The 25,936-nt window shown below is 74.7% G+C and carries 28 protein-coding genes; 6 read left to right on the forward strand and 22 right to left on the reverse strand.

Translation table 11 applies throughout. From position 1 onward, the window contains the following. Nucleotides 1–38: 38 nt before the first annotated feature. Nucleotides 39–305: a GlsB/YeaQ/YmgE family stress response membrane protein gene (locus ACFTWP_RS30325; protein ID WP_380268129.1), complete on the reverse strand. Its 267-nt coding sequence runs from the start codon at nucleotides 303–305 to the stop codon at nucleotides 39–41. Between the two features lie 243 nt (nucleotides 306–548). On the opposite strand from ACFTWP_RS30325, the gene ACFTWP_RS30330 reads away from it, so the two are divergent. Continuing rightward, complete coding sequence (locus ACFTWP_RS30330; protein WP_380268130.1) at nucleotides 549–905, forward strand: DUF3099 domain-containing protein; 357 nt, start codon at nucleotides 549–551, stop codon at nucleotides 903–905. A gap of 289 nt (nucleotides 906–1,194) precedes the next feature. Then, complete coding sequence (locus ACFTWP_RS30335; protein ID WP_380268131.1) at nucleotides 1,195–1,497, forward strand: hypothetical protein; 303 nt, start codon at nucleotides 1,195–1,197, stop codon at nucleotides 1,495–1,497. A gap of 62 nt (nucleotides 1,498–1,559) precedes the next feature. On the opposite strand, the gene moaA is transcribed toward ACFTWP_RS30335, so the two are convergent. The 4 genes from moaA to ACFTWP_RS30355 all read right to left on the reverse strand — a co-directional run bounded on the left by moaA (nucleotide 1,560) and on the right by ACFTWP_RS30355 (nucleotide 5,978). Then, nucleotides 1,560–2,549: a GTP 3',8-cyclase MoaA gene (gene moaA, locus ACFTWP_RS30340; protein ID WP_380268132.1), complete on the reverse strand. Its 990-nt coding sequence runs from the start codon at nucleotides 2,547–2,549 to the stop codon at nucleotides 1,560–1,562. Between the two features lie 108 nt (nucleotides 2,550–2,657). Continuing rightward, a complete protein-coding gene (locus ACFTWP_RS30345) occupies nucleotides 2,658–4,301 on the reverse strand; it encodes a cation acetate symporter (RefSeq protein WP_380268133.1) in 1,644 nt (547 codons plus the stop codon). Continuing rightward, nucleotides 4,298–4,660: a DUF485 domain-containing protein gene (locus ACFTWP_RS30350; RefSeq protein ID WP_380268134.1), complete on the reverse strand. Its 363-nt coding sequence runs from the start codon at nucleotides 4,658–4,660 to the stop codon at nucleotides 4,298–4,300. Before ACFTWP_RS30350 ends, ACFTWP_RS30345 begins: the two co-directional genes overlap by 4 nt. A gap of 274 nt (nucleotides 4,661–4,934) precedes the next feature. After that, the gene (locus ACFTWP_RS30355; protein WP_380268135.1) at nucleotides 4,935–5,978 is read right to left on the reverse strand and encodes a zinc-dependent alcohol dehydrogenase family protein; all 1,044 of its coding nucleotides are present in this window, start codon (nucleotides 5,976–5,978) and stop codon (nucleotides 4,935–4,937) included. 156 nt (nucleotides 5,979–6,134) lie between these two features. On the opposite strand from ACFTWP_RS30355, the gene ACFTWP_RS30360 reads away from it, so the two are divergent. Both ACFTWP_RS30360 and ACFTWP_RS30365 read left to right on the forward strand, forming a co-directional pair. Then, nucleotides 6,135–7,130: a DEDDh family exonuclease gene (locus tag ACFTWP_RS30360; protein ID WP_380268136.1), complete on the forward strand. Its 996-nt coding sequence runs from the start codon at nucleotides 6,135–6,137 to the stop codon at nucleotides 7,128–7,130. A 49-nt stretch (nucleotides 7,131–7,179) separates the two neighbouring features. After that, nucleotides 7,180–7,995 carry an SURF1 family protein gene (locus tag ACFTWP_RS30365; protein WP_380268137.1) on the forward strand — a complete coding sequence of 272 codons (816 nt, stop codon included), beginning with the start codon at nucleotides 7,180–7,182 and terminating at the stop codon, nucleotides 7,993–7,995. A gap of 56 nt (nucleotides 7,996–8,051) precedes the next feature. Here the strand turns inward: ACFTWP_RS30365 and trxA are convergent, their stop codons facing one another. Next, the gene (gene trxA, locus ACFTWP_RS30370) at nucleotides 8,052–8,393 is read right to left on the reverse strand and encodes a thioredoxin (RefSeq protein WP_380268138.1); all 342 of its coding nucleotides are present in this window, start codon (nucleotides 8,391–8,393) and stop codon (nucleotides 8,052–8,054) included. 20 nt (nucleotides 8,394–8,413) lie between these two features. After that, a complete protein-coding gene (locus tag ACFTWP_RS30375) occupies nucleotides 8,414–8,863 on the reverse strand; it encodes a MerR family transcriptional regulator (RefSeq protein WP_380268139.1) in 450 nt (149 codons plus the stop codon). Nucleotides 8,864–8,984: 121 nt separating this feature from the next. On the opposite strand from ACFTWP_RS30375, the gene ACFTWP_RS30380 reads away from it, so the two are divergent. Further along, complete coding sequence (locus tag ACFTWP_RS30380) at nucleotides 8,985–9,746, forward strand: SDR family oxidoreductase (protein WP_380268141.1); 762 nt, start codon at nucleotides 8,985–8,987, stop codon at nucleotides 9,744–9,746. 27 nt (nucleotides 9,747–9,773) lie between these two features. On the opposite strand, the gene ACFTWP_RS30385 is transcribed toward ACFTWP_RS30380, so the two are convergent. The 9 genes from ACFTWP_RS30385 to ACFTWP_RS30425 form a co-directional block, all read right to left on the reverse strand. Next, entirely contained in the window at nucleotides 9,774–10,397 is a 624-nt protein-coding gene (locus ACFTWP_RS30385) for an alkaline shock response membrane anchor protein AmaP (protein WP_380268142.1), read from the reverse strand. Beyond that, entirely contained in the window at nucleotides 10,394–11,149 is a 756-nt protein-coding gene (locus ACFTWP_RS30390; protein WP_380268143.1) for a DUF6286 domain-containing protein, read from the reverse strand. The genes ACFTWP_RS30385 and ACFTWP_RS30390 overlap by 4 nt, the downstream gene beginning before the upstream one ends. Before the next feature lie 30 nt (nucleotides 11,150–11,179). Then, on the reverse strand, nucleotides 11,180–11,524 hold the full coding sequence (locus ACFTWP_RS30395; RefSeq protein WP_380268144.1) for a hypothetical protein: 345 nt from the start codon (nucleotides 11,522–11,524) through the stop codon (nucleotides 11,180–11,182). Continuing rightward, nucleotides 11,524–11,715 carry a hypothetical protein gene (locus ACFTWP_RS30400; RefSeq protein ID WP_380268145.1) on the reverse strand — a complete coding sequence of 64 codons (192 nt, stop codon included), beginning with the start codon at nucleotides 11,713–11,715 and terminating at the stop codon, nucleotides 11,524–11,526. The genes ACFTWP_RS30395 and ACFTWP_RS30400 overlap by 1 nt, the downstream gene beginning before the upstream one ends. Nucleotides 11,716–11,836: 121 nt before the next feature. Further along, on the reverse strand, nucleotides 11,837–12,313 hold the full coding sequence (locus tag ACFTWP_RS30405; RefSeq protein ID WP_380268188.1) for an Asp23/Gls24 family envelope stress response protein: 477 nt from the start codon (nucleotides 12,311–12,313) through the stop codon (nucleotides 11,837–11,839). 250 nt (nucleotides 12,314–12,563) lie between these two features. Beyond that, entirely contained in the window at nucleotides 12,564–13,370 is an 807-nt protein-coding gene (locus ACFTWP_RS30410) for an enoyl-CoA hydratase/isomerase family protein (RefSeq protein WP_380268146.1), read from the reverse strand. A gap of 338 nt (nucleotides 13,371–13,708) precedes the next feature. After that, nucleotides 13,709–13,942, reverse strand: coding sequence for a helix-turn-helix domain-containing protein (locus tag ACFTWP_RS30415; RefSeq protein WP_344468063.1), 234 nt, complete (start codon nucleotides 13,940–13,942; stop codon nucleotides 13,709–13,711). A gap of 339 nt (nucleotides 13,943–14,281) precedes the next feature. Further along, complete coding sequence (locus ACFTWP_RS30420; RefSeq protein ID WP_380268147.1) at nucleotides 14,282–15,880, reverse strand: ABC-F family ATP-binding cassette domain-containing protein; 1,599 nt, start codon at nucleotides 15,878–15,880, stop codon at nucleotides 14,282–14,284. Nucleotides 15,881–16,165: 285 nt separating this feature from the next. Further along, entirely contained in the window at nucleotides 16,166–17,101 is a 936-nt protein-coding gene (locus ACFTWP_RS30425; protein ID WP_380268148.1) for a hypothetical protein, read from the reverse strand. A gap of 442 nt (nucleotides 17,102–17,543) precedes the next feature. On the opposite strand from ACFTWP_RS30425, the gene ACFTWP_RS30430 reads away from it, so the two are divergent. Next, complete coding sequence (locus ACFTWP_RS30430) at nucleotides 17,544–18,689, forward strand: glycoside hydrolase family 26 protein (RefSeq protein ID WP_380268149.1); 1,146 nt, start codon at nucleotides 17,544–17,546, stop codon at nucleotides 18,687–18,689. Here ACFTWP_RS30430 and ACFTWP_RS30435 read toward each other — a convergent pair. Genes ACFTWP_RS30435 through ACFTWP_RS30460 form a run of 6 tightly spaced genes read right to left on the reverse strand, consistent with a single transcriptional unit; the run spans nucleotide 18,666 to nucleotide 25,931 of the window. Then, nucleotides 18,666–19,838 (reverse strand): GNAT family N-acetyltransferase, encoded by a 1,173-nt coding sequence (locus ACFTWP_RS30435; protein WP_380268150.1) that lies wholly within the window; start codon nucleotides 19,836–19,838, stop codon nucleotides 18,666–18,668. The genes ACFTWP_RS30430 and ACFTWP_RS30435 overlap by 24 nt on opposite strands. Then, the gene (locus ACFTWP_RS30440) at nucleotides 19,835–20,575 is read right to left on the reverse strand and encodes a Wzz/FepE/Etk N-terminal domain-containing protein (protein ID WP_380268151.1); all 741 of its coding nucleotides are present in this window, start codon (nucleotides 20,573–20,575) and stop codon (nucleotides 19,835–19,837) included. The genes ACFTWP_RS30435 and ACFTWP_RS30440 overlap by 4 nt, the downstream gene beginning before the upstream one ends. 56 nt (nucleotides 20,576–20,631) lie before the next feature. Next, nucleotides 20,632–21,813, reverse strand: a complete 1,182-nt coding sequence (locus tag ACFTWP_RS30445; protein ID WP_380268152.1) for a glycosyltransferase — start codon at nucleotides 21,811–21,813, stop codon at nucleotides 20,632–20,634. Beyond that, nucleotides 21,810–22,715: a polysaccharide deacetylase family protein gene (locus tag ACFTWP_RS30450; protein ID WP_380268153.1), complete on the reverse strand. Its 906-nt coding sequence runs from the start codon at nucleotides 22,713–22,715 to the stop codon at nucleotides 21,810–21,812. The genes ACFTWP_RS30445 and ACFTWP_RS30450 overlap by 4 nt, the downstream gene beginning before the upstream one ends. Continuing rightward, a complete protein-coding gene (locus ACFTWP_RS30455; RefSeq protein ID WP_380268154.1) occupies nucleotides 22,705–24,528 on the reverse strand; it encodes a lipid II flippase MurJ in 1,824 nt (607 codons plus the stop codon). The genes ACFTWP_RS30450 and ACFTWP_RS30455 overlap by 11 nt, the downstream gene beginning before the upstream one ends. Next, entirely contained in the window at nucleotides 24,525–25,931 is a 1,407-nt protein-coding gene (locus ACFTWP_RS30460) for an O-antigen ligase family protein (RefSeq protein ID WP_380268155.1), read from the reverse strand. Before ACFTWP_RS30460 ends, ACFTWP_RS30455 begins: the two co-directional genes overlap by 4 nt. Between the last annotated feature and the right edge of the window lie 5 nt (nucleotides 25,932–25,936).

The following is a 25,936-nucleotide window of genomic DNA, read 5'->3' on the forward strand; positions in this document are numbered from 1 at the left end:
TCGTTCGGGCGACCGGCCCGCACCCCGGCGGCCCGCCGTCAGCGCTTCCTGGCGCCGGCCCACAGCGGGGCCACCGTGGCGATCACCACGATCGCGGCGCCCAACTGGAAGAGGTGGCGCCACCAGTCGATGCCGCCGGTGTCCGCGACGCCGAAGAGGTACGCCACCCCGTTGCCGATCATCGCCCCGATCATGCCGAGGATCATGGTCACCCAGAGCGGGATGTGCTGATTGCCGGGGATCAGCAGTCGGGCGAGCCCGCCGAGGACCAGTCCTTCGATCAGTGCCGAGATGATTGCCCACATGCCAGCTCCCAGGGTTCGGGGCCGCCGACGACCGGTGGCGCTCCCCTTGCAGCTCACAGTCTTGGCCCCGTTCGGCCCAGCCGCACTCCGGCGGGCCGGGCCGGGCGCCCGGCCCGGCCCGCCGTCACCGTGGCCGGCGACCCGGCCCTCCCCCGCCCTCCTGTGCGGCCCCCGCGCGGCGTACCGTGAGAACGCCGCACGGCGAGGCGTGCGGCGTGCGGGTACGGACGAAGGCGGTAGGACATGGGCAAGAGCGCCGGCGACGGGCAGGTCTTCCGGATCACCGGGGCCCGCAGCAGCCTGACCGAGGACGTCCGCGGCCGGCAGCGCCGCTACGTCGTCTCGATGCTGGTCCGCACGCTGTGCGTGGTGCTCGCCGTGATCATGTGGGACGTCCAGCGGTACGTGGCCTTCGCCGCGCTGGCGGGCGGTGTGCTGCTGCCGTACTTCGCGGTGCTGATCGCCAACGCCGGCCGGGAGCGGGCCCCCGGACTGCCGAGCACCTTCGCGGTGCCGGCCGACACGCCGCTGATGCTGGGCCCGGGTGGGACGGGCGGTGGCGGTGCCGCCCCGGCCGCTCCTCAAGCCACCGAGCAGTGACTGTCCGGTTGACCCCGGTCTACCCCGATTTCTGCGCCAGAAAGCTCAAAAGACCCTCAAATTAATCATGGAAGTGCCCCCCGAACAGGGTATGCGCCATGACATACTGCGTACGCGCTCCGCATCCCCCGTCGGAGCGACGGACCGACGCCGGGCGGCTCCCCCCGTGGCTGCCCGGCGTCGCCATGCCCGGATTCCGTTCGGCCGGCCCCCACGGGTGCGGGAGACTGGCGGTGCACACTCCCGCCCCCTCCCGCCGGAGGGCTCCGACGCCACAGGACGGCCCGCGATGAACCCCCAGGACGACCAGCAGCCCCCGCTCAGCCTCTTCGGCGGCGCCGGCGGGCAGCCCGAGAGCCCGATCTGCTCGGGCAAGGGCTGCCGGGCGGCGGCCGAGTGGGTCCTGGTCTGGAACAACCCGAAGCTGCACACCCCGGAGCGGCGCAAGACCTGGCTGGCCTGCGACGGGCACCGCGAGCACCTCTCGCAGTTCCTCGGAGTGCGGGGCTTCCTCAAGGAGGTCCTGCCGTTCGCCGGGTGGACCCCCGAGGCGGACCCGGCCCGGCCGCAGGACGCCTCCCCGACGGGCTGACGCTCCCGCGGCTCCCTGTGCGCGGGGCCTAGCTGTGTGCGGGGCCTAGCTGTGCGCGGGCCCTAGCCGCCGATCGCCGACATCGGCCGCTCGGGCTGCAGGAACTCGGGGTCGTCGATCCCCGCCCCCGCCTTCTTGCCCCACATCGCGGCCTTCCAGAGCTCGCCGATCTCGGCGTCCGACGCGCCCGAGCGCAGGGCGCTCCGCAGGTCGGTCTCACCGGTGGCGAACAGGCAGTTGCGGACCTGGCCGTCGGCCGTCAGCCGGGTGCGGTCACAGGCCCGGCAGAACGGCCTGGTGACGGAGGCGATCACGCCCACGCGCGCCGGTCCGCCGTCCACCAGCCAACGCTCCGCCGGCGCGGCGCCGCGGACGGTGGACGGCTCGGGGGTCAGCGCGAAGGCGCCGCGGAGCCGGTCGAGGATCTCCTCGGCGGTGACCATCTGCGAGCGGTCCCAGCCGTGCTGGGCGTCCAGCGGCATCTGCTCGATGAAGCGCAGCTCGTACCCGCGCTCCAGGCACCAGCCGAGCAGGTCGGCGGCCTCGTGGTCGTTGACTCCGCGCATCAGGACGGCGTTCAGCTTCACCGGGTTCAGTCCGGCGGCCTCGGCCGCGGCCAGGCCGTCCAGCACGTCGTGGTGGCGCCGGCGGCGGGTCAGGGTGTGGAAGGTCTCCGGGTCCAGGGTGTCGAGCGAGACGTTGACCCGGTCCAGGCCGGCGGCCCCGAGCGCGCTCGCGGTGCGGGCCAGGCCGATGCCGTTGGTGGTGAGCGAGATCTCCGGACGCGGCTCCAGCTCCGCGCAGGCGGCCACCAGGCCGACCAGCCCGGGGCGCAGCAGCGGCTCGCCGCCGGTGAACCGGACCTCGCGCACGCCCAGGTCGCGGACGGCGAGGGCGACCAGCCGGACGATCTCCTCGTCGGTGAGCAGCTCCGGCTTGGCGAGCCACTGCAGGCCCTCCTCGGGCATGCAGTAGGTGCAGCGCAGGTTGCACCGGTCCGTGAGCGAGACGCGCAGATCGACGGCCTGACGGCCGAAGGTGTCGAGGAGCACGGCGGGCCCCTTCCCTGGAGTGCGGCCGGCCCGGCCGCCGTCACGGCGGGCCGGGCCAGCTTAACCGGACGGGCCGTCCACCCTCGGTGGCGTCCGCCTGGCGGAGAACTAGTGCGCGCCCAGCCCCGTGAGGGAGCGGACCTCCAGTTCAGCGTACTTCGCCGGGTCGGCCTCCCCCTTGGAGAGCAGGGTGCCGATCCAGCCGAGCAGGAAACCGACCGGGATGGAGACCAGGCCGGGGTTCTCCAGCGGGAACCAGTGGAAGTCGGAGTGCGGGAACAGCGAGGTGGGCTTGCCGGAGACGACGGTGGAGAAGACCACCAGCAGCACCGAGCTGATCAGGCCGCCGTAGACCGAGCAGACCGCGCCCCTGGTGTTGAAGCGCTTCCAGAACAGCGAGTAGAGCAGCGTGGGCAGGTTCGCCGAGGCGGCCACCGCGAAGGCCAGCGCGACCAGCGCGGCGGTGTTGAGCTTCTCGGCGAAGATGCTGAGCACGATGGCGACGGCGCCGATCGCCACCGCCGCCAGCTTGGCCGAGCGGACCTCCTCCTTCTCACTGACCTTGCCGCGCCGGATCACGTTGGCGTACAGGTCGTGGGCGAAGGAGGCGGAGGAGGCGAGGGTGAGTCCGGCGACCACGGCGAGGATGGTGGCGAAGGCGACCGCGGAGATCACCGCGAGCAGGATCGCCCCGCCGGTGGAGCCGGCGCCGCCGCCCAGCTTCTCCGCCAGCAGCGGGGCCGCGGTGTTGCCGGCCGCGTTGGAGGCCTTGATCACCTTGGGGCCGACCAGGGCCGCCGCGCCGAAGCCCAGCGCCAGGGTCATCAGGTAGAAGCCGCCGATGATGCCGATCGCCCACAGCACGGACTTGCGGGCCGCCCTGGCGGTGGGAACGGTGTAGAAGCGGACCAGGATGTGCGGCAGGCCCGCGGTTCCCAGGACCAGCGCCAGGCCCAGGCTGAGGAAGTCCAGCTTGGTGGTGCCGGTGGCACCGTACTTGAGGCCGGGTTCGAGGAAGTGCGAGGCCTTGCCGCTGGCGTCGGCGGCCGCGCCCAGCAGCGCGGAGGGGTTGAAGTGGTACTTGGCCAGGACCAGGACCGTCATCAGCGCGGTGCCGGCGATCAGCAGCACGGCCTTGACGATCTGCACCCAGGTGGTGCCCTTCATGCCGCCGATGGCGACGTAGACGACCATCAGGGCGCCGACCGCGACGATCGTCCAGCGCTTGGCCGCGCCGCCCTCGACGCCCAGCAGCAGGGCGACCAACGAGCCCGCGCCGACCATCTGGGCCAGCAGGTAGAAGATCGACACCACGATGGTGGAGATGCCGGCGGCGGTGCGCACCGGGCGCTGCCGCATCCGGAAGGCCAGCACGTCGGCCATGGTGTAGCGGCCGGAGTTGCGCAGCGGCTCGGCCACCAGCAGCAGCGCGACCAGCCAGGCCACCAGGAAGCCGATGGAGTAGAGGAAGCCGTCGTAGCCGTAGAGCGCGATGGCGCCGGCGATGCCGAGGAAGGAGGCGGCGGACATGTAGTCGCCGGAGATGGCCAGGCCGTTCTGGAACCCGGTGAAGCTCCGGCCGCCGGCGTAGAAGTCGGCCGCGTCCTTGGTCTGCCGGCCGGCCCAGACGGTGATGCCGAGGGTGGCGAGGACGAAGAGGCCGAACAGCGTCATCGTCAGGCCGCGGTGCTGGGTCGCGGCGGTGGCCAGCTGCGTGCCGGCCAGGTGCGTGCCGGCCGGATCGGTGCTCATTCGCCGGCCTCCCGGGGGGCGTGGACGGTGGCGGCCTCGAAACGGCCGCGGATGGCGGCGGCGGGCGGGTCCAGCCGGCGGTCGGCGAACCGGGCGTACCAGGCGGCGATCGCGAAGGTGGTGGCGAACTGCAGCAGACCCAGCACCAGTGCCACGTTCACGTGGCCGACCACCTTGGCGGCCATGAAGGCCGGGGCGTAGCTGGAGAGCAGGACGTAGAGCAGGTACCAGAGGATGAAGCCGATCGTGACGGGGAAGGCGAAACTCCGGAAGGAGCGCCGCAGTTCGCGGAACTCCGGGCTCTCCTCGATCCGTTGGACGGGCGACTGGTCGGTGGTGGTCGGCGGCGGTGATTCCACTCGGTCTCTCCTGACTCCTTCGTCGGGGCGGTGCGCACGGTGGAACGACCGGACGTGAGGGGCGTCACAGTTCGGCTGTGCGCCGCTGATGTTAGGAGCGGCCGGAGGGTCGCGAGAAGAGAACGAGCACGATCAGCCGGATCTTCACCCAGCCGCGCTCGTCAATTGGCCGAAACACGTCAGCTTCGGACAGGCGAACGGGGCGGCACCGGTCTCGGTACCACCCCGTGGGCGGATCGCCTGCTCCGAACGGCGGGAGCCGCCGGGCGTTTCGTCAGAAGGTGATGCGGACCTTCAGCGCCTCGCGCGCGTCCATCGCCCGGTACCCGTCCGGGACCCCGTCCAGACCCACCGCACGGTCGAACACCAACCCCGGATCGATCGCCCCCGACAACACGTCCGGCAACAACTGCGGAATGTACGCCCGCGCCGGCGCCACCCCGCCACGCAACGAAACGTTGCGCCCGAACATCTGGCCGACGTCCACACCCGCACTCCCCCCGTGCGGCACCCCCACATACCCCACCGCACCACCGTCACGCGCGATCGAGATCGCCGTCCGCATCGACTCCTCCGTCCCCACCGCCTCCAACACCGCATGCGCCCCCTGCCCACCGGTCAACTCCCGCACCGCCTCCACCGCACCCTCCCCCCGCTCCGCCACCACATCCGTCGCACCGAACTTCCGCGCCACATCCGTCCGCGCCTCATGCCGCCCCAACGCGATGATCCGCCCCGCACCCAACCGGTACGCCGCCAACACCCCGCACAGACCCACCGCACCGTCCCCCACCACCGCCACCGTCGACCCCGCCCGCACCCCCGCCGACACCGCCGCATGATGACCCGTCGCCATCACGTCCGACAACGCCAACAAACCCGGCAACAACCGCTCGTCCGACACCGCGTCCCCCGGCAACCCCACCAGCGTCCCGTCCGCGAACGGCACCCGCACCGCCTCACCCTGACCACCGTCCGACCCCACCTGCCCCCAGAACCCACCGTGCGGACACGACGTCTGCAACCCCTCCCGACAGAAGTCACACGTCCCGTCCGACCACACGAACGGCGCCACCACGAAATCCCCCCGCACGAAACCCCGCACCTCCGACCCGACCTCCTCCACCACCCCCAGGAACTCGTGCCCGATCCGCTGCCCCACCTCCCGAGCCGCCACCCCCCGGTACGCCCACAGATCACTCCCGCAGATACAGGCACTCACCACCCGCACCACCGCATCGGTGGCATGCCGAACCACCGGATCCGGCACCTCCTCCACCCGAATGTCACTGGGGCCGTGGATCACGGTGGCACGCATGGGGACTCGCCCTTCGAGGGGAGGCCGCCGCCGGGGATCGGGCGGCCGGGGAGGGCCGCCGGACGGTCCGCCGGACCCGCTCACCACTCTATTCCGGCGCCGCGCATACGACATTCGGGCCGGAACGCCCCCGCGCGGCCCTTATTCTGTTTGACCATGCACGCGATCCAGTCATCGACGAACCACGCGCCGTGGACGCTCCCCGTCCCGGCGCAGCGCTCCGCCGCCCCCGCCGAGGGTTTCGCGGTGGTGGACGTCGAGACCACCGGCCTCGGCCGCTCGGACCGCGTCATCTCCGCGGGCGTCTACCAGCTGGACGCCGAGGGTGAGATCACCGACCAGTGGTACACGCTGGTCAACCCCCTGCGCGATCCCGGGCCGGTCTGGATCCACGGCCTGACCAGCGCGGTGCTGCAGGACGCCCCGACCTTCCCGGAGATCGCGGAGGAGTTCGCCGACCGGCTGCGCGGGCGGGTGATGGTCGCGCACAACGCGCTCTTCGACTGGAACATGATCTCCCGCGAGTACTCCCGGGCCGGCCTGCACGCCCCGGTCGACCAGCGGCTCTGCACCATGGTGCTCTCCCGTGACCTGCGGCTGCCGCTGCCCAACGGCAAGCTCGCCTCGCTGGCCGCCCACTTCGGTGTCCAGCAGCGCCAGGCGCACAACGCGCTGGACGACGCCCGGGTGCTCGCGGAGGCCTTCCGGCCCAGCCTGCACCTGGCCCGCCAGGGCGGGGTCCCGCTGCCGCTGCAGGCCTGCGTGGCCGTCACCGACCTCGGCGAGGAGGAGGCGCAGGCACCCGGCCGCAGCTCCTGGAGCGGATCCTCCTACCGCGCCGCGAAGAAGCGCCCGCCGTGCCCGTACCCGAACCCGGGACGCTGGCAGGACGGCAAGCCACTGGTGCAGGGCATGCGGGTGGCGATCACCGGCGACACCGCCACCGACCGCGAGGTGCTGGAGGACCGCGCGGTGGAGGCCGGCCTGCACATCGCGACCTCGGTGAGCCGGCTCACCAGCCTGCTGGTGACCAACGAGCCGGGCAGTTGGAGCGGCAAGGCCCGCAAGGCGCGCGACCTCGGGACCCCGGTGGTCGGCGAGGACGCCTTCCTGCAGCTGCTCCGCGAGGTCGCGCCGCACCCCGGAGCCTGACCCACCCCCGGTGTCGGGCGGGCGCGTGAGGTGGGCGTACCGTGCCGGTGTGTACCGTTTTCTGCTCTCCCGGCGCTGGGTGATCACCGTCCTGATCGCCCTGCTGCTGATCCCCACCACGATCCGGCTGGGGTTCTGGCAGCTGCACCGCCACGAGGCCCGGGTGGCCCGCAACGAGCTGATCGCCCGTTCACTGGGCGCGCCGCCGGTCGCCTTCGACTCGCTGACCGCACCGGGCCGCGCCGTCCCCAAGGACCTCACCTGGCGGGCGGTCACCGCGACCGGGCAGTACGACGCCTCGCACGAGTTCGTGGTCCGCAAGCGCACCGACGCCGGCGGGGACAACATCGGCTACTTCGTGATCACCCCGCTCCGGCTCTCCGACGGCGCCGGCGAGGTGCTCGTGAACCGCGGCTGGGTCGCCTCGGGTGACTCCGCCGCCGCCTACCCGGCGGTGCCGGCCGCGCCCTCCGGCGAGGTCGTGCTCACCGGACGGCTGCGCGCGGACGAGACCGCGGCCGGCAGCGGCATCCGGGACCGCGGCGGACTGCCGGACCGCCAGTTCAACCTGATCAACAGCGCCCAGCAGGGCGAGCGGGACGGCGCCGCCGTGCTCCCCGGCTACCTGGAGCTCACCGCCACCGCGCCGGCCCCGGCGAGCCAGCCGCAGCTGCTGCCGGAGCCGAACCACTCCGACATCGGCCCGCACATGGCCTACGCCGTCCAGTGGTGGCTGTTCACCGCGATGATCCCGGTCGGCGTCTGGGTACTGGTCCGCCGCGAGGCCAAGGACCGCGCGAGGGAGGCCGCCGAGGCCACCGTGACCGCCGGCGCCGGCCCCGAACCGGTGCCCGCGGCCGGCTGAGCCCCCGCGGGCCGGACGCTCCGGGCGCACGGGCCGCCCGGAGCACCTCGGCCGGCTCAGAGCACGTCGGCCAGCTCGCGCAGCAGCCTGGCCTTGGCCCGCGCGCCGACCAGCGACATCACCGGCTCACCGTCCCGGAACAGCATCAGCGTCGGCATCGACAGCACCGCGTACGCCGCCTGGGTCTGCGGGTTGACGTCGACGTCCAGCTTCACCACCTTGAGCCGCCCCGCCAGCTCCCCCGCGACCTCGGCCAGCACCGGCGCGATCATCCGGCACGGCGGGCACCAGTCGGCCGTGAAGTCCACCAGGACGGGCCCCGCCGCGGCGAGCACCTCCGCCGCGAAGGTCCCGTCGGTGACCGACGCCACCCCGGCCCCCGTCGTCACTCCTGCCACCTGCACCATCGTGTCCTCCCTCATTCCTCGGAAACCCGTCCCTGCACCGGTCCGGCGAGCGGACCGGCCCCGACCCCGTGGGCCAGCTCGCACAGCGGCTCCTGCCCGGCCGTGCCGGCCTCCAGCTCCGCCCGGGACAGCTGCGCGCCGACCTGCTCCCGCACCTCCCGGAGCCGCTCGATGCACTCGTCCAGCTCGGCGAGCTTGCGCCGGTACACCTCCAGCGAGGCCGGGCAGGTGTCCCCCGCCGAGTGCCCCGCCTGCAGGCACTCCACGAACGGCCTGGTCTCCTCCAGCCCGAACCCGAAGTCCTGCAACAGCCGGATCTGCTGGAGCAGCCGCAGATCGTCCTCGCCGTAGGCCCGGTACCCGTTGCCGCTGCGGCGGGCCGGCAACAGCCCGCGCGACTCGTAGTACCGCAGCGTCCGGGTCGTCGTCCCCGCCCGCCTCGCCAGCTCACCGATCCGCATGCCCGTCCTCCCTCCGGCCGCCCCGTGCCGCCGCACCCGACGGTAGACCTTGACCCCGACGTCAACGCCAGCCCGCCGGCCGCCAGAACCGGCGCGACGGGGATCCACCACAATGAGACCCATGGATCTCGGACTGCAGGACAAGGTGTACGTGGTCACCGGCGCCACCCGGGGGCTCGGCTTCGCCGCCGCGCGGGAGCTGGCCGCGGACGGCGCGCGGGTGGTCGTGAGCGGCCGCTCCGAGGAGTCGTTGCAGGCGGCGGTGGCCGCCCTCGGCGGGGAGGGGCGCGCGCACGGCGTGCCGGCGGACAACGCCGACCCGGATTCCGCCGCCCGGCTGATCGGGGCGGCCCAGGAGGTGTTCGGGCGGCTGGACGGCGTGCTGATCAGCGTGGGCGGCCCGAAGGCCGGCCCGGTGGTGCTGGCCGAGGACGAGACCTGGCGGTCGGCCTTCGAGTCGGTGTTCCTCGGGGCCCTGCGGATCGCCCGGGCGGCGGCGGCCGAGCTGGGCGAGGGCGGGGTGATCGGTTTCGTGCTGTCGGGCTCGGTCCGCGAGCCGATCTCCGGGCTCGGCGTCTCCAACGGGCTGCGGCCGGGGCTGGCGATGGCCGCGAAGTCGCTCGCCGACGAGTTGGGCCCGCGCGGCATCCGGGTGGTGGGCCTGCTGCCGGCGCGGATCGACACGGACCGGGTGCGGGAGCTGGACGCGCTGAGCGGGGACGCCGAGGCGGCCCGGGCACGGGCCAGCGCCGCGATCCCGCTCGGCCGGTACGGGACGGCGGAGGAGTTCGGCCGGGTCGCGGCCTTCCTGCTCTCCCCCGCCGCCTCGTACCTGACCGGCGTGATGGTCCCGGTGGACGGCGGTGCGCTGCGCGGTCTCTGACGCGGCGTCAGCCAGGCTGACGGTACGTCAGATCACCCGGCGGTGCTTCGGGGTGGCGGTCGGCTTCTCGGTCGCCACCTTCAGCCTCAGCCGCGCCGGCAGCCCGGGCAGGCCCAGGCTGGTCCGGCCCTGGGCGAGCGGACCGGAGTCGAAGCGCTCGACCAGGGCCGCCGGGTCGCCGCCGGGTGCGAGCAGCAGGGCGCCGTTCACGGTCAGCCGATCGACCCGGCCGGCCACCCGGACCCGCGCCCGCTCGACCTCGGGCAACCCGGCGGCGCCGGACTCCAGGGCGTCCACCAGCGTCCTGGTGCGCAGGCGGAGCCGGAGGCCGGTGTCCGCCGGGGCCGGCAGCACCAGGGTGCCGGGCACGGCGGGGCGGAGCTGGGCGATCAGCCACCAGAGGCCCAGGGCCACCGTCAGCGACAGCCCGCCGATCACCGCCGGCCACCACCAGTCCTCCTCCTTCCAACGGGTGCGGGAGGCGTGGCTGAGCAGCGGCTGGTCGGGTGAGGTGAGCGGCCACCCGTCGGGCGGGACGACGCCGAGGTGCCGGTAGAGGTCCAGCCCCCCGGCGAGCACCAGCAGGCCGACGAGCAGCAGCGCCACCCCGGCCACGGCCAGCACCGTCCGGTTGACGGTCGAGCGGTTCATCCGGTCGTTCCTCCTCCGGCCTGCGCGGCCCCCTTCCCGGCCCGGTCCGCACCCGGTCCGGACCGGGTGCGGACGTCCAGTCGGAGCGGCCTGGCGAGGGCGATCCGTTCGAGTTCGGCGGCCAGACTGCGCTGGACGGCCGCCGGATCGGCGTCGCCGACGAGGAGGACCCGGGCCCGGCGCCGGCTGATCTTCACGGTGGTGGCCTCCACGCCGGGCGTCTCCCGGGCCCGCACCACCAGCAGCGCGCCGACGCCGGCCCGGTCGATCACCGCGTCGGAGGTGGCGGCCGGTCGCAACGGCAGCCAGCGGCGCAGCCCGGGGGCGAAGGCCAGCCAGCAGAGCCAGCCGCCGATCAGGACGGCCCCGCCGGCGCCGAGCAGCACCCACAGGTCGTCCAGGTGGCGGGTGGCCAGGTCGTCGGCCAGGTCCACCCGCCAGTCGCCCGCCCGGCGGCCGGCCCGGACGGCGACGACGTCGTAGAGCAGGGCGCCGGCGGCCAGCACGACGACGACCACGACCACCGCGGTCGCCGCGGTCCGCCGGGCCCGCAGGCGGCGGACCCGGCGGACCGGGGGCCCGCCGACCGCCCCGCCCGCGGCCTCCGCAGGGGGCTCCTCCCCCGTCACCTCCCCGGCCTCGCCCGCCTCCTCGCCCGGTCCGGCCGCCGGAGCGCCGTCCGGCTCGGCCTCCGGCCCGTTGTCCGGCCCGTCGCCAGGTCCGCTCTCCGGCTTGCTCTCCGGCCCGGTCATCGCGACCGCCTCCCCGCCCGGTGCGTCATCTCACTTCCCGCCCGTCGTCGCCGGTACCAGCCGCTCGATCACCACGGTCACCTCGGCGACCCGGGTGCCGGTGAGGGCCGTGACCTGCTCCACCACCCGGTCGCGGACGGCACCGGCCAGCACCGCCAGGGCGGCGGGGAAGGGAAGCTCCACGCCGACCCGGACGGTGGCCGTGCGGCCCGACACCGCGACGGAGACCTTGGGCGGGGCGCCGCGCCCGGGCCGCCCGACCCAGGCGCCGTCCAGCGCCTCGCGCGCGGCCCGGGCGGCGGTCTTCACGAACACCCGGTCGGCGATCCGCAGACTGCCGCGCCGGGTGCGGCTGCGGGCGAGGACGGCCGGCATCAGCCGCGCCGGTCGCGACCGCGCAGCATGTCCCCGAGGTCACCGAGGTCGATGTCGCCCTCCAGCAGCCGGCCCAGCACGAAGCCGACCGCCCCGAGGACGGCCACCAGCAGGAAGGCCGCGAAGCCGCCGAAGTAGCCGGCGAAGCCCAGGGCCATTCCCGCCACCAGGCCGACGATGGCCAGGTTCATCCGCTGCTCCTCCTGTGCCCGGGTCCTCGTGGGTCCGGTCCTCGTGGGTCCTGGTGGGTCCGGCGGGCCCCGCGGTTCGCGGGTCCGGCCGGTACGGCGCCGCCGGTGGGGTCCGGGACGGCTACTGCAGCTTGGGCCGCTGGCCCGGCGCCACGGTCTCCTCCTCCTCGATGTCCGGCTCGTCGGGCAGGTGGACGTCGTTCACCGCGATGTTGACCTCGACCACCTCCAGGCCGGTCATCCGCTCGACCGCCACGATGATGTTCTCCCGCACCTGGGAGGCGAGTTCGGGGATCACCACGCCGTACTCGACGACCAGTGCGATGTCGATGGCGGTCTGCTTCTCGCCCACCTCGGCCTTGATGCCGCGCCCGACGCCCGACTTCCCGCCGGGCACCTTGTCGCGCATCGCGCCGAAGGTGCGGGAGAGGCCGGAGCCGAGGGCGTGGATGCCCGGCACCTCGCGCGCGGCCATGCCGGCGATCTTCTCGACCACGCCCACGGCCAGTGCGGTGCGCCCGCGCTCGGTCGACTGCCTGGCCGCGGAGGCACCGGACGACCCCTGGGAGGAGGCGCCGGCGGCGGTGCTCTTGTGCATGGTGGCGGGCGTCGGCGTGTCGGACATGGCGGGTCTCCTGTCGTTGCGTGTCCAGCTATATCGCAAATCACCCCAACTCTGGCATTCCGCCACGGAACCCGCCCCCGGAAAGCACGGATGGCCCGCACCCCTCCCGGGGCCGGGCCATCCGTGCGCGGCCGTGCGGCCGCACCTGCGCCGTGCTGCGGACCGGAGCCGCGGGCTCCTGGTCCTGCCGATCAGTCGCGTTCGGGCGCCGATCGGGCGCGGATCAGTCGCCGATGCCGGCGAGGTCACGCATCCGGCGCGCCTGCGCCACCCGTTCGGCCGAGCGCTGCTCCTCGTAGGAGCGCTCACCGGCCCCGCGGAGCAGCGCCTTCGTCTCGATCACCGCGTTGCGCGGGGCCGCCAGCAGGGCGGCGGCGAGGTCGCGGACCGCAGCCTCCAGCTCGGGCGCGGGCACCGCCAGGTTGGCCAGACCGGTGGCCACCGCCTCCTCGGCGCCGACCCAGCGGCCGGTCGCGCAGATCTCCAACGCCCTGGCATAGCCCACGAGTTCGGTGAGGGGCTTGGTGCCGGCCAGGTCCGGCACGAGGCCGAGCGAGGTCTCCTTCATGGAGAACTGGACGTCCTCGGAGACCACCCGCAGGTCGCAGGCCAGGGCGAGCTGGAACCCGGCGCCGACCGCGTGGCCCTGGACGGCCGCGATGCTGATCAGGTCGGGGCGCCGCCACCAGGTGAAGGCCTCCTGGAAGCCGGCGATGGTGTCGTCGAGGTCCTTGTCCTCGGCGGCGGCCAACTGGATGAAGTTCCGCTCGCCGGGCAGGCCCTCCGGGGTGAACATCGCCCGGTCCAGGCCGGCCGAGAAGGAGACCCCCTCGGCCCGGAGCACGACCACCCGCACCGTGCCGGGCAGGGCGCGGCCGGCGGCGGTCAGGGCGCGCCACATCGCGGGCGACTGGGCGTTGCGGCGCTTCGGCTGACAGAGCGTCACCAGGGCGACGTCGCCGTCGATCTCCAGACGGACGCCGTCCTGCTCCCAGGTCTCGGCCTGCGGGTCGGTGGCGGGAGCGGTCATGGGGCACCTCCGGCGGTGAAGGGATCGCGTGGGCACGCGCCGCCGAGGGGGTGGCGGCGGACCACGGCCGACGGCGGGCGGAACGGCCCGTCCGATCGGCTACCGGAGAGTAACAAACTTGCCGGGACTGCGGCAGGGGCGCCCCGGACATGGCGATCGGCGGCCGGTTCGCCCGGCCCGGGGGCGGACGACCCTCACGTCGTCTCCCCGGCCGGCGCCCTGCCGCCGATTCATCCTGGCCCTCGGACCGCGCAGCTGTGCGCAGCGTCCGGCACGGCGACCACGACCCCCGTTAGGGTCCGCTCAACGGTCGCACCGCCGCCCGGCATGACGGAATGTCAGGAACCAGCTCCCGCAGTAGCCTTGTTCTTGCCCCGCGTGGCACCGCCGCGGCCCCGGAGATTCACTCCGGATTCGCTCAGCATGCGGTGCACGAAGCCGTAGGAGCGACCGGTCTCCTCCGCCAGCGCGCGAATGCTCGCTCCGGAGTCGTATTTCTTCTTCAGATCGGCCGCGAGCTTCTCACGCGCGGCACCGGTCACCCGGCTGCCCTTTTTCAGAGTCTCGGCCACCCGTGCCTCCTCGTAGCGTTGCTCGGTCAGATTCCCATGATCACCCATCGACCGCGTCCTGGCCACCCATTCGACAAGGTGGATGTCGGGAAGCGCGACCCGCCGGTGGTGATCGCAGCGCACGAGGGCGCTCACGCTGGGTGCACGCGCCCCTGCTGGGAGTGCCCTCCCGGAGGCGAAAGAGCTGATCAGCACGTCGGCCCGGCGTCCGATGGACGCCGGGCCGACGGGATCCCACACAAACGGAATCCCACACCACTTCATTCCCGGACACACCGGGAGGACTAGTTCTTCTCGTACCGACGGACTACCCCGCGTCTACCCGAGGTCACCGTGCGGTCATGCCAGCGAGACGAGGTCCGCGTACGCGGGGCTCCACAGGTCCTCGACGCCGTCCGGGAGCAGGATGATCCGCTCCGGCTGGAGCGCGTCCACCGCCCCCTCGTCGTGGGTCACCAGGACGACGGCGCCGCTGAACTCGCGCAGCGCGCCGAGGATCTCCTCGCGGCTGGCCGGGTCGAGGTTGTTGGTGGGCTCGTCGAGCAGCAGCACGTTGGCGCTGGAGACCACCAGCGAGGCCAGCGCGAGACGGGTCTTCTCACCGCCGGAGAGCACCCCGGCCGGCTTGTCCACGTCGTCGCCGGAGAACAGGAAGGAGCCGAGGATCTTGCGGATCTGCACCAGGTCGGTGTCGGGCGCCGAGGAGCGCATGTTCTCCAGCACCGTCCGCTCCGGGTCGAGCGTCTCGTGCTCCTGGGCGTAGTAGCCGATCTTCAGGCCGTGGCCCGCGATCACCTCGCCGGTGTCCGGCTGCTCGACGCCCGCGAGCATCCGCAGCAGGGTGGTCTTGCCCGCGCCGTTGAGCCCGAGGATGACCACCCGCGAGCCGCGGTCGATCGCCAGGCCCACGTCGGTGAAGATCTCCAGCGAGCCGTACGACTTCGACAGGCCCTCCGCCGTCAGCGGGGTCTTGCCGCAGGGGGCCGGGTCCGGGAAGCGCAGCTTGGCGACCTTGTCGGAGACCCGGACCTGCTCCAGGCCGGCGAGCAGCTTCTCGGCGCGCCGGGCCATGTTCTGCGCGGCCACCGTCTTGGTCGCCTTGGCGCGCATCTTGTCGGCCTGCGAGTTGAGGGTCGCGGCCTTCTTCTCGGCGTTGGCCCGCTCGCGCTTGCGGCGCTTCTCGTCGTCCTCGCGCTGCTGCTTGTACTGCTTCCAGCCCATGTTGTAGACGTCGATCGCGGCGCGGTTCGCGTCCAGGTAGAAGACCTTGTTGACGACCGTCTCGACCAGCTCGACATCGTGGGAGATCACGATGAAGCCGCCCTTGTACGTCTTCAGGAAGTCCCGCAGCCAGGCGATGGAGTCGGCGTCGAGGTGGTTGGTGGGCTCGTCGAGCAGCAGGATGTCGGCGTCCGAGAAGAGGATCCGGGCCAGCTCGACCCGACGGCGCTGACCACCGGACAGGGTGTGCAGCTCCTGGCCGAGGATGCGGTCCGGCAGGCCGAGCGCGGCGGCGATGGTCGCGGCCTCCGCCTCGGCGGCGTAGCCGCCCTTGGTGAGGAACTCGGTCTCCAGGTTGGAGTACTTGCGCATCGCCTTGTCGCGGGTGGCGCCCTTGCCGTTGGCCATCCGCTCCTCGTTCTCGCGCATCTTCTTCAGCACGGTGTCGAGGCCGCGGGCGGAGAGGATGCGGTCCCGGGCGAGCACGTCGAGGTCGCCGGTCCGCGGGTCCTGCGGGAGGTAGCCGACCTGGCCGGAGTTGGTGACCGAGCCGCCGGCCGGGATGCCCTCGCCGGCCAGCACCTTGGTGAGCGTGGTCTTGCCCGCGCCGTTGCGGCCGACCAGGCCGATCCGGTCGCCGGGGGCGATCCGGAAGCTGGCGGACTCGATCAGGACGCGGGCGCCGGCACGCAGTTCGAGGGCGTTCGCGGAAATCATGGCTGGGTACTCCTGGGACGTGGGCGGGCAACCGGCCAACCCCAGGGGCTGGGGGTACCGGGCCTGAGCGGCGGCGGGGGTGAGGGGGCGGCGTCACGGAACACGGCCGGCCGTCGGGAACACCGCTGAGGTGCGCCGATCGGCTCGCCGTCCCGCCCGCTAGTGCCCGGAGAAGTCAGCCATGCGCACCAGTCTACCGGGCGCCGCGCGAAGGCCAGAAGGCATTGCCGGGCCCGGTGGGCGGGCAGCCGCCCGCGCGGGCGCACGCCCGCCCGGCCGGCGGCCTCAGGGGGCGGGCGCGGGCGCCGGCTCGACGACGCAGGAGCCCTGGGGGCGGACGGCCGCGAAGACCTCGGTCCGGCTGCCGCAGGCGGACTCCGGGGCGGCCGCCCTGGTGTCGAAGACCCGGCTGCCGACGATCGGACCGTCCTCGATCTGCACCCGCTGCCCGTCCAGCACCCGCATGGCCACGGCCGGGCCGGTCGCGAGCTGCCAGTTGCTGCTGTCCAGGCGGTAACCGGTGATGCCGCCGAAGGCCTGGTGGGCGGCGCCGCTGCCGGTGCAGGTCCGCGGGACGAGCACCGCGTAGTCGGTCCGGACCGTGCGCAGCGGGTCGTAGCTGCAGTTGCCCGCCGGACGGTCGTTGTAACGAAGGTCACCGTCGGCGTCGCGGAAGCCCATGGTCAGACCCGGCGTCACCACGGCCACCCAGGGCTTGACCTCCGGCACCGTGTACAGCGCGATGGCGGCGCGCTCCACCGCGAGCTGCTGGCGCTGCGTGTCGGTGCGCTGGGCGGAGCCCGGTTCGCCCTCGCCGCGCAGCCACTCCGCGAGCCCGGGGACGGCGCGGTGCCAGCGCACCTCGTGGTCGCTCGGCCGGACGGAGGTGACCAGGCCGTCGTCCCAGAGCACCACGGCGTTCTCACCGGCCATCGACAGGTACAGGGCGGTCGCGCCCTCGCGGCGGTAGGACCACGCGTGCTCGCCGTTGGCCGGGTTGTAGGCCTCCAGCCCGGGGCCGACCCTGAGCTCCAGTCCGGCCGTGTCCAGGGACTGCGCGGTCACCGGGCTCGCGTCCGCACCGCCGGGCTCGGCCACCCTGTCCCCGAACGGGACCGGCTTGTTCGCATGCGCCGCGGCGCCCGCCAGCAGCACCAGCAGGACCGCCAGGGCAGGCAGGATCGAACGAGGGGTGAGGACACGCAACGGCTTCCAGGACACGGGCGGAGCGTACCTTCCGTTCGCCCCGCGAGTCAGCCGGACGTCGTCCGCCGTCCGTAGGACGGACACCGGCGCGGGCAGCCGGCCGGTGCTCCGCGCGGGCGTCGGCCGACCTGCACCGTCGGGGGCGGCGCCCGGCGCACGGGTCGTACGGACACCCTCCGCCGCGCTGCCGCGGGGGGCCCGCGGACTGTTACAGAGGTGGTACAGAGGAGCGCTCCCGCGACCGGGCACCGCGGGCGGCCGCCCGCGCCGCTTCGCCGCCGGGGAGGACCGCGGCCGGGGAGGCGGCCGGGCGTGTTCGGAGGGCGGCGCGGCAGGGGTCGAACGGCGTCCACTTTCGGGTGACATCAGGCTTTTCTGACGTTCTGTGGGCCTAGACTTGCCGGCACATGGTGGGCGGCGCTGGCCGGGCCGGCCGCGACGCCCGCGAGGAGAGACCATGCGATTGGGCCGCCTCACCCCGGCCGCCGCCGCACTGCTCATGCTGGCCACGGCCAGCGTCCCGGCCGGCACCCCGCTCAGCCGGACCGAGCGCAGCGCCGCCCTCTCCTCCGACGCGATCGGCACCCGTGGCGCCGCGCCCCGGCCGGTCGTCCAACGCCCGCGGCACGAGCCGCCGTTCGGAGCCTTCGTCGGCTCCTGGGACACCTACATCCCGCAGATCGGCCGCTACGCGAACTGGCTGGGCAACGCCAACCTCCAGGTCGGTCACACCTACCTGGCCGGCAACAGCTGGGGCGACGTCGAGGGCGAGCCGGTGGTGCTCGGGCTCTGGTCGCAGTGGCGGCTGGCCGATCCCTCGCGGACGCTCGTCCTCGGCGTGCCGATGCTGGTGCCGAGCGAGGCCCAGGTCCCCGACGCCGAGGTGGCGCGGCTGCTCGCCGAGGGTGCCCGGGGGGACTTCGACCAGCACTTCCTCAAGCTCGCCCGCAAGCTGGTGGCACTGGGCGGCACCGACACCGTGCTGACCCTCGGCTGGGAGATGAACGGCACCACCTACACCCACCGCTGCAAGCCCGACCCCACCGCCTGGAAGGCCTACTGGCGGCGGATCGTCACGGTGATGCGCTCGGTGCCGGGGCAGCGGTTCCGCTTCGACTTCACGCCCAACCGGGGCCTGGACGCGATCCCCTGGACGCGCTGCTACCCGGGCGACGACGTGGTCGACATCATCGGCATGGACAGTTACGACCAGCCCGCCGGGGGCACCTTCGACGGCTACGTCTCGGAGCCCTACGGGCTGCAGGACCAGGTCGAGTTCGCGGCCAAGCGGGGCAAGCCGGTGTCGTACCCGGAGTGGGGGCTGTTCCGCAACGGCGACAACCCGGAGTACGTCCGCCGGATGGTCGAGTGGATGCGCACCCACGACACCAGCTACCAGACCGTGACGGACTACTGCCCGCACGGCTTCTGGGGGTGCGACCGCAACCCCCGGTCGAGCGCGGTGTTCAAGCAGCTGATGACCGGCTCCCGGGGCGCGCCGTCCCCCGCCGCGCCTCCCGCACCGCCCGCGCCGACGCCCACCCCCACGCCCGCTCCGGCCGTACCGGCTCCGACCGCGTCAGCTCCGCCGGCGGGCCGCTAGCGCCTCCTTCAGCCGCGGCAGCCGGGAGCGCAGCAGTCCGACCGCGGCGGCGCGGGCCCGGGCGGCCAGCCGCAGGGCGGTCACGGCCGGGGCGAGCCGGCCGGGGCCCAGCAGCAGCCGCTGGTTCGCCAGCGCGTCGGGGCGCCAGCGCTGCTTGTACGGCTCCTGGCCGCGCAGCAGGCTGAGGACCGGGATCCCGGCGTCCACCACCTCGTCCAGGGCGGCGCCGAACAGCAGCCCCGCGATGTCGAGGCGCTCGCGCAGGGCCGGGTGCGCGCCGTAGAGGTAGAGGCCGCCGAAGGCCGGCGAGAGCAGCAGCAGGTTCACCGCGACCAGCTCGCCGTCCAGCCGGAACTCGTGCACGGCGGCCCGGCGGGCCGCGACCAGGCCGGCGGTGGACTCGGTGAGGTGGCGGGCGAAGCGCTCGGAGCGGTGCTCCGCGGTGACACCGCGCTCCTGCCACTGCAGGAAGTGCAGCCGCAGCAGGCCGGCGATCGCCTCCGGCACCTCCTCCGGGGTGCTCGGCCGGACCTCCACGCCCGACTCGGCGATCCGGCGCAGCTTCACCCGGCTGCGCTGGGCGGTCCGGCCGGGCAGCCGCTTGAGCAGTTCCTCCATCGGGACGGCCGGCAGGTACTGGCAGAGCGAGTCGGGCAGCCGGTGCCGGGCGCCCCGCCACTGCTCGAAGACCAGCTGGACGGCCGCCTCCGGGTGCACCTCGCGCAGCTCCAGGCTGTGCCAGGGCCGGCTCAGCGGGAGGGCCGCGGCGAGCTCGGCCGCGGCGCGCTCGGCGCAGGAGTCGTCCAGCAGCACGTCGGTGAAGTCGATCAGGCCGCCGCCGAGACCGGTCAGCCCGCCGAGCAGGCGCCCGAGCGGGCCGCCGCGCCGCTGGAAGGCGCCCGCGCCGACCAGCAGGCCGTCCCGCCGGACCAGGACGACCACCAGGGCGCCGGGCCGGCCGTAGCACCGCCACCAGGAGGCCTGCCAGGCGGCTGCCTGGAAGGAGGTGGCCGTCCGGCAGCGGGCGGCGAGGGCGTCCCACTCGGCGGCGAGGGTGGTGAGGGCCCGGTCGTCCCGGCGGACCTCGGTGGTCCAGCGCGGCGCGGCGGCCCGCGCCGGCAGGCCGGCCGCCGCCAGCTCGGTGGTCATCGGGTGCTCCCGGCCGGTTCGGCGCCCTGCTCCCGGCCCCGGGCCCCCCGCCCGGCGGGCTGCCCGGCGGGCTGCCCGGCAAGCTGCCCGGCGGACTGCTCGGCGGACTGGTTCGGGACGGCGGACCCCGGTGCGGCGCCGGTGGGGGCGGCCGGCGCGGCCGGGGTGGCGGCCGGCTCGTCGCCGCGCCGCCGGGTCATCATCACCAGCGCCCCGAGGAGCAGTCCGGCCGCCCCGCCGACCGCCACGTCCAACCGGCCGGACGGCGAGGTCGGCTGATCCGGCTCCGCCGCGGCGGCCAGCGGGACGAGCTTCACCCCGGTCTCCGGCGTGCTGGGGTTGGCGAAGGCCACCAGGGACTTCGCCACCGCGTCGGCGGCCCGCGCGGCCTCCTTCGGCTCCGGGCCCGTCCCGGTGATCTCGATCATCGGCGCGTCCGGCGAGGTGGTGCCGTGCACCAGCGCGGCGAGGTCGGAGGTGGTGTGGCCGGTGGTCGCGGCGGCCGGGCCGAGCACCTGCGGCTGCCCGGCCAGCCGGCCGTACGCCTGGGCGAAGTTGACGGCGCTCGCGCCGTCGCCGGGGCTCTGCGGCACCACCACGACATAGGCGTTGGCGGCGTACACCGGGTGCACGACGGCCGCGTACCCGGCGCCGGCCGCGGCGCCGAGCGGCACCGCGAGGGCCACCGGCCACCAGCGGCGGGCCAGTTGGCGAGCGCTCTGACGCAGTTCGGACATTCGGGGACTCCGTGGGGTTGGGCGGCCCGGGCGGGCCGGATCGGACGGGACCCGGCTCAGGTGCCGGGCGGTGCGGGCACCGGACCCGGCACCGGGTGGTCGTGCAGCGGGCGGCCGTGCAGCGGGCGGTCGTAGACCAGACGGTCGTACAGGGCGCCCAGGTCGGCGGCGGCCCTGGCGATGTCGTAGTGGGCCACCGCCGGCGCCGGGGCGAGCGGTCGGGTGCCGCCCGCCCGCCGGTCGTACAGCTCGCGCAGGGCCGCGGCGTAGGCGGCCGGGTCGGAGGGGATCCGGCGGGCGCCGGGGGCCGCCGCCGGCGGCAGCTCGTCCAGGGCCGGGCAGGCGCTGTGCCGGACCGGCAGGCCGGCCGCCAGCCCCTCCAGCACGCCGAGGCCGAAGGTCTCCTCGGTGGAGGGCGCGGCCAGCACGTCGAGGGCGGTCAACAGCTCCGGCACGTCGTCGCGCTCGCCGGTGAGCAGCACCCGACCGCGCACGCCGAGCCGCTCGGCGCGGCGCTCCAGGGCGGCCCGCTCCGGGCCGCCCCCGATCAACACCAGCCGGGGGCCGTCCAGCTGCGCCAGCGCGTCGAGCAGGACGTCGAACCGCTTGCCCGGCACCAGTCGGCCGACCGCGCCGACCACCCAACTGCCCTGCGGCAGGCCGAGGTCGTCGCGCGTCCGGCGGCGGATCGCGGCGCGCTGCCCGACCGGCCAGCCGTACCGCGCGGCGTCGATGCCGTTGGGGATCAGCTCCACCCGGGCCGGCGGGACACCCCAGCCGTGCAGCGTCCGCTCCACCTGCCGGGAGACGGCGACGGTGGTGCGGCCGAGGCGTTCGGAGGCCAGGTAGAGGCCCTTGACGCCCGGGGTGACCGGGCGTCCCTCGATCACCCCGGGGTGCAGCGAGTGCTCGGTGGCCACCACCGCCCGCACGCCCGCGAGGCGGGCCGCGAGGCGTCCGTACAGGCCCGCCCGGTAGAGGTGGGTGTGCACCAGGTCGTAGCCGCCGGTCCGGATCAGCCGGACCAGCCGGGGCAGTGCGCCGACGTCCCGGTTGCCGCGCATGGCGATGTCGTGGACGAGGACGCCGTCGGCCCGCAGCGCGCCGGCCACCGCGCCCGGGTTGGTCAGCGTGGCCACCTCGCAGCGCTGGTGGGCGGGCAGGTTCCGCAGCGTCAGCAGCAGCTGGCGTTCGGCACCGCCGGAGGCGAGCCCGGTGACGATGTGCAGCACCCTCATCGTGCGGACCTCCGGCGCCGCCCGGCCAGCCGGCTGCGGCGCAGCCCGTTGACGGTGTCGCGCAGGCGGTGCCGGCCGCGCTTGGCTCGCAGCCGCCAGCCGCCGTCGCGGTCGCCGACGTAGCAGCGGGGCAACGCGAAGCGGCCGGTCAGCGGGGAGTGCGCGATCGCGCAGGCGTAGTCGTAGCCGGCGTCCCGCACCGCGAGGGTGGCGGCCAGGTCGACCGCGCCGTACGGGTAGCAGAAGCCGGTGACCGGGCCGCCGACCATCTCCTCCAGGGCCCGCCGGCTCTCCCTGGTCTGGGTCGCCAGCTGGTCGGCGGGCAGCCCGGGCAGGGCCTGGTGGCCGAGCCCGTGCGAGCCGATCTCCCAGCCGGCGGCGGCCAGCCCGGCCACCTGGTCGACCGTCAGCAGCTTCTTGCGGGGGCCGTCGGAGTCCCAGTCGTTGACCCGGCCGAGCAGGTCCGGCACCACGTAGGCGGTGGCGGTGAAGCCGTACTGCTGCAGCACCGGGACGGCGTACCGGGCGAAGTCGGCGTAGCCGTCGTCGAAGGTCAGCCCGACCAGCCGGTCCGCCCGGCCCTCGGCCTGCGCCCGCATCAGCTCGCGGGTGGAGACGCCCCGGCGGCCGGTGCGGTGCAGCCAGTGCATCTGCTCGGCGAACCGGCCGGGGCTGACGGTGAGCAGGTACGGGTCGTCCTCCTCGACGGCCACCGAGTGGTACATCAGGATCCACGGTGCCCACGGCGAACCCGGGCGGGACGCGGTGGACAGCGGCCGCCGGGGGTAGGGCAGGCGGCCGGCCCGCGCCGCCGGGCCGGCCGGCAGCGCTTGCGGCGCGCCGGCGGGGCGACGGCGCGCACCTGACAGGACCGAGCGGACCGGGCCCCGTTCAGCGTCCATGGGGCAGCTTCCCTTCATCGGCGATGGGTGACGGGCACAGGGCCCGGACGGCGGCGAGCACGGGGCCGCGCACCTCGGTGGCGCCGAAGCCGGTGCCGAGGGCGGCGAAGGCAAGCGCCACGGTGGCCCCCCCGAGCAGGGTGGACAGCAGCGGATCGGCCGGCAGCCCGGCGGTGACGGCGCCCGCGGCCGCGGCCCCGACGGCGGCCGCCAGCAGCCGGGCCTGGCCGCCCAGCACCCGGCCCACCCGGACGGCGATCCCGCGCAGCAGCAGGCCGCGCAGCAGCAGGGCGGCGGTCGTGGTGATGCCCGCCGCGTTGCCCGCCGCCAGCCCGAGCGCGCCGTGGGCGGGGGTGGCCAGCAGGCCCACGATGACGGTGACGGCCAGCCCGAGCACCATGGCGGCGGCCGGGTACCAGTCGAGCAGCCGTCGGCCGCCGTCGTCCGGGCTGGGGTCGCCGGCCCGGCGGACCACCGGGCGGACCGAGAAGTACGGCCGGACCATGACGCCGATCAGCGCCTGGGCGGGCAGGCCGAAGCTGTACACCCGGATCACGGCGGCGGTCGCCGCGGTGTCCTGCGGGCCGAAGGCACCGCGCTCGAACAGCAGCCCCACGACGGAGGGCGCGCAGGCCATCAGGAAGGCGGTGCCGGCCAGCACGACGGCGGCGGCCTGGCCGAGGTCCTTCTCCACCCTGTCCCGGGCCGCGGTCAGGTCGCCGGCCGCCAGCGCCCTGGCGACCAGCGGGAAGGTCACCGTGCAGATCAGGATCGCCGCGGTCATCGCCAGCTGGGAGACCTTCGCGGCGTAGTTCAGGTGCGAGATGGTGCCCGGTGGCAGGCCGGAGCCGAGGTAGCGCTCGACGAAGACCTGGGCCTGGCGGGTCAGCGTGAAGACGGCGACCGGGAGTATCGCCAGCGGGATCAGCACCAGGCCGCCGGTCTGCGGCCGCCGGGCCCGGCCGGCACCGGTGCCCGGCCCGCCCGGAACCGCCGGACCGCGCAGCGCCGCCGGGCCGCGCAGCCGCCGGGCGAACGGCCCCACCAGCAGTGCGGCCATCAGGAGGCTGCCGACGGCCACGCCGACCGCCGCCGAGCGGACCCCCCAGATCGCGTTGCAGGTCAGCAGCACGGCCAGGATGCCCAGGTTGTAGACCACGTAGATGCCCGCCGGGGCGGTGAAGTCGTGGTGCGCGCGCAGCGCCGAGCCCAGGTAGCCGGCCAGGCCGAACGGCAGGATGGTCAGCGCGGTGATCCGGGTGCAGGTGACGGCGAGGCCCGGGTCGGGCAGGCCGGGGGCGAGCAGTTCCACCAGCAGGGGCGCGCCGAGGGCGGCGCCCAGCGACAGCGCGCAGAGCGCCGCGCACAGCCAGGGCAGCGTCGACCTGACCAACTGCCGTACCGGATCGGGTGCTTCGGGGTTCTCCTCGCGCAGCACCAGGGCCAGGCTGAAGGCCGGCACCATCAGGAAGGCCATCGCGTCCTCGATCAGCAGCGGCGCCGCCGTCTCGGGCACCGTCCAGGCGACCAGGAAGGCGTCGGTGCCCTGGTTGGCGCCGAAGAGGCGGGCGAGCAGCAGGTCGCGGAGCAGGCCGAGGGCCGAACCGGCCGCGCTGAGCAGGGCGGTGACGCCGAAGGCCTTGGCCAGGAACCCGCGCCGGTGCGAGGCCGGGTCGCTGCGCGGGCCGGCCGGGGCCGGGCCGGAGCGGTCCGGGCCGGCCGGGGTCGCTGCGACGGGGGCCGGCGCTGGCACGGCGGCCCGCGCCACGGGCAGCGGCGCCGCCGCCGTCCCGGTGGGCTGCTCACCGCTCATGACGCCGCAACCCCGGCGCGGGCGGCGCCCGGGCGGCCGGACGGCACCGCGGCCGCCGGCCGGGAGGCCGCCGGAGCGCCGACGTCGGCACGGGCCGGCAGCGCGACCTGCGCGGCCAGCCCCAGGACGAGCGAGGTCAGCACCGTGGTGGTGCCGCCGATGTCCGCGTACAGGAAGTCCACCAGCACCCAGGTGAGCAGGGCCAGGGCAGCCGTCCCCGCACCCCGGGCCCGGCGCAGGCAGCCGGCCAGCAGGCCGAGGAAGAGCGCCGCGTACGCGAGGATGCCGATCAGGCCCTGCTCACTGAGCACCAGGAAGTACATGTTGTGCGGGGAGAGCAGCGGCTCGCGCTGGAACCCGATGCTGGCGTCCTCCGCGTCGCTGCCGGAGGAGAGCCGCAACGGCGCGTGGCTGTCGCGCAGTTGCTGGAAGGCCTTGGGGCCCGCGCCGCTCACCGGGTGGTCCTGCCAGATCCGCTCCGCCGTGCCCCACAGGTCGTAGCGGTCACTGACCGACTGGTCCGGCGCCGCCGAGACCGAGCCGATGCTGGTCAGCCGGGTGGTGACCCCGGAGGCGCCGACCCCGAACCCGCCGGCCAGCACCACCGCGGCGGCCAGCGACAGCACCGCGCCGCGCACCGCGAGCCGGGCGTCGCAGCGCAGCAGCAGCACGGTGGCCGCGACCCCGGTGGCGATCCAGCTGCCCCGGCTGAACGACACCGCCAGCGGGAACACCAGGAACGCCGCGACGGCGAACATCCCCCGGCGCAGCCGGGCGTCACCCCCCGGGCCGCGCTCGGCCAGCGCCAGCGCCAGGGCGGCGAGCAGGCCGAAGCTGACCACGCTGGACATCGCCATGACGTCCAGCGCGCCGAAGGTGCCGACGGCCCGGATCGGCTGCCCGATGTACGAGGCGCCGGTGCGGGTCAGGTACTGGTGGGTGCCGACGACGCCCTGGACCAGCGCCGCGAGGACGAAGGCGCCGAGGATCAGCCGCTGGTCGGTGCGGTCGCGCAGGGCGCAGATCACGGCGGCGGGCACGAGCACGAAGACCTGGGTGAGCCGGACGAAGCCGGTGAGGCTGGCGGCCGGGTCGATCGAGCCGACGGTGGCGACGGCCGCGGCGAGCACCACGGCGCCGAACAGGGCGCAGGCGGTGCGGCTCAGGGCCGGTCGGGGGGTGCGGCCGCGCAGCAGGTCCAGCCCGACCAGGGCCACCAGGGCGAGCGAGGCCAGGTCGGCGGGGGTGACGTGGACGGCGGCGCTGACGTCCTTCTCCCCCGTCGGTACGCAGACCAGCAGCACGGTGGCGGCGGCGAGCAGGCTGGGCCGGGCCGCGAGCGCGTCCGCTGCCCGGCGTAAGGCGGCGGCCGGGGAGGGCGGGGCGGGGATGGTGAGGGCCACGGTGG

Source organism: Kitasatospora sp. NPDC057015 (genome assembly GCF_042673745.1).
Classification (GTDB): domain Bacteria; phylum Actinomycetota; class Actinomycetes; order Streptomycetales; family Streptomycetaceae; genus Kitasatospora.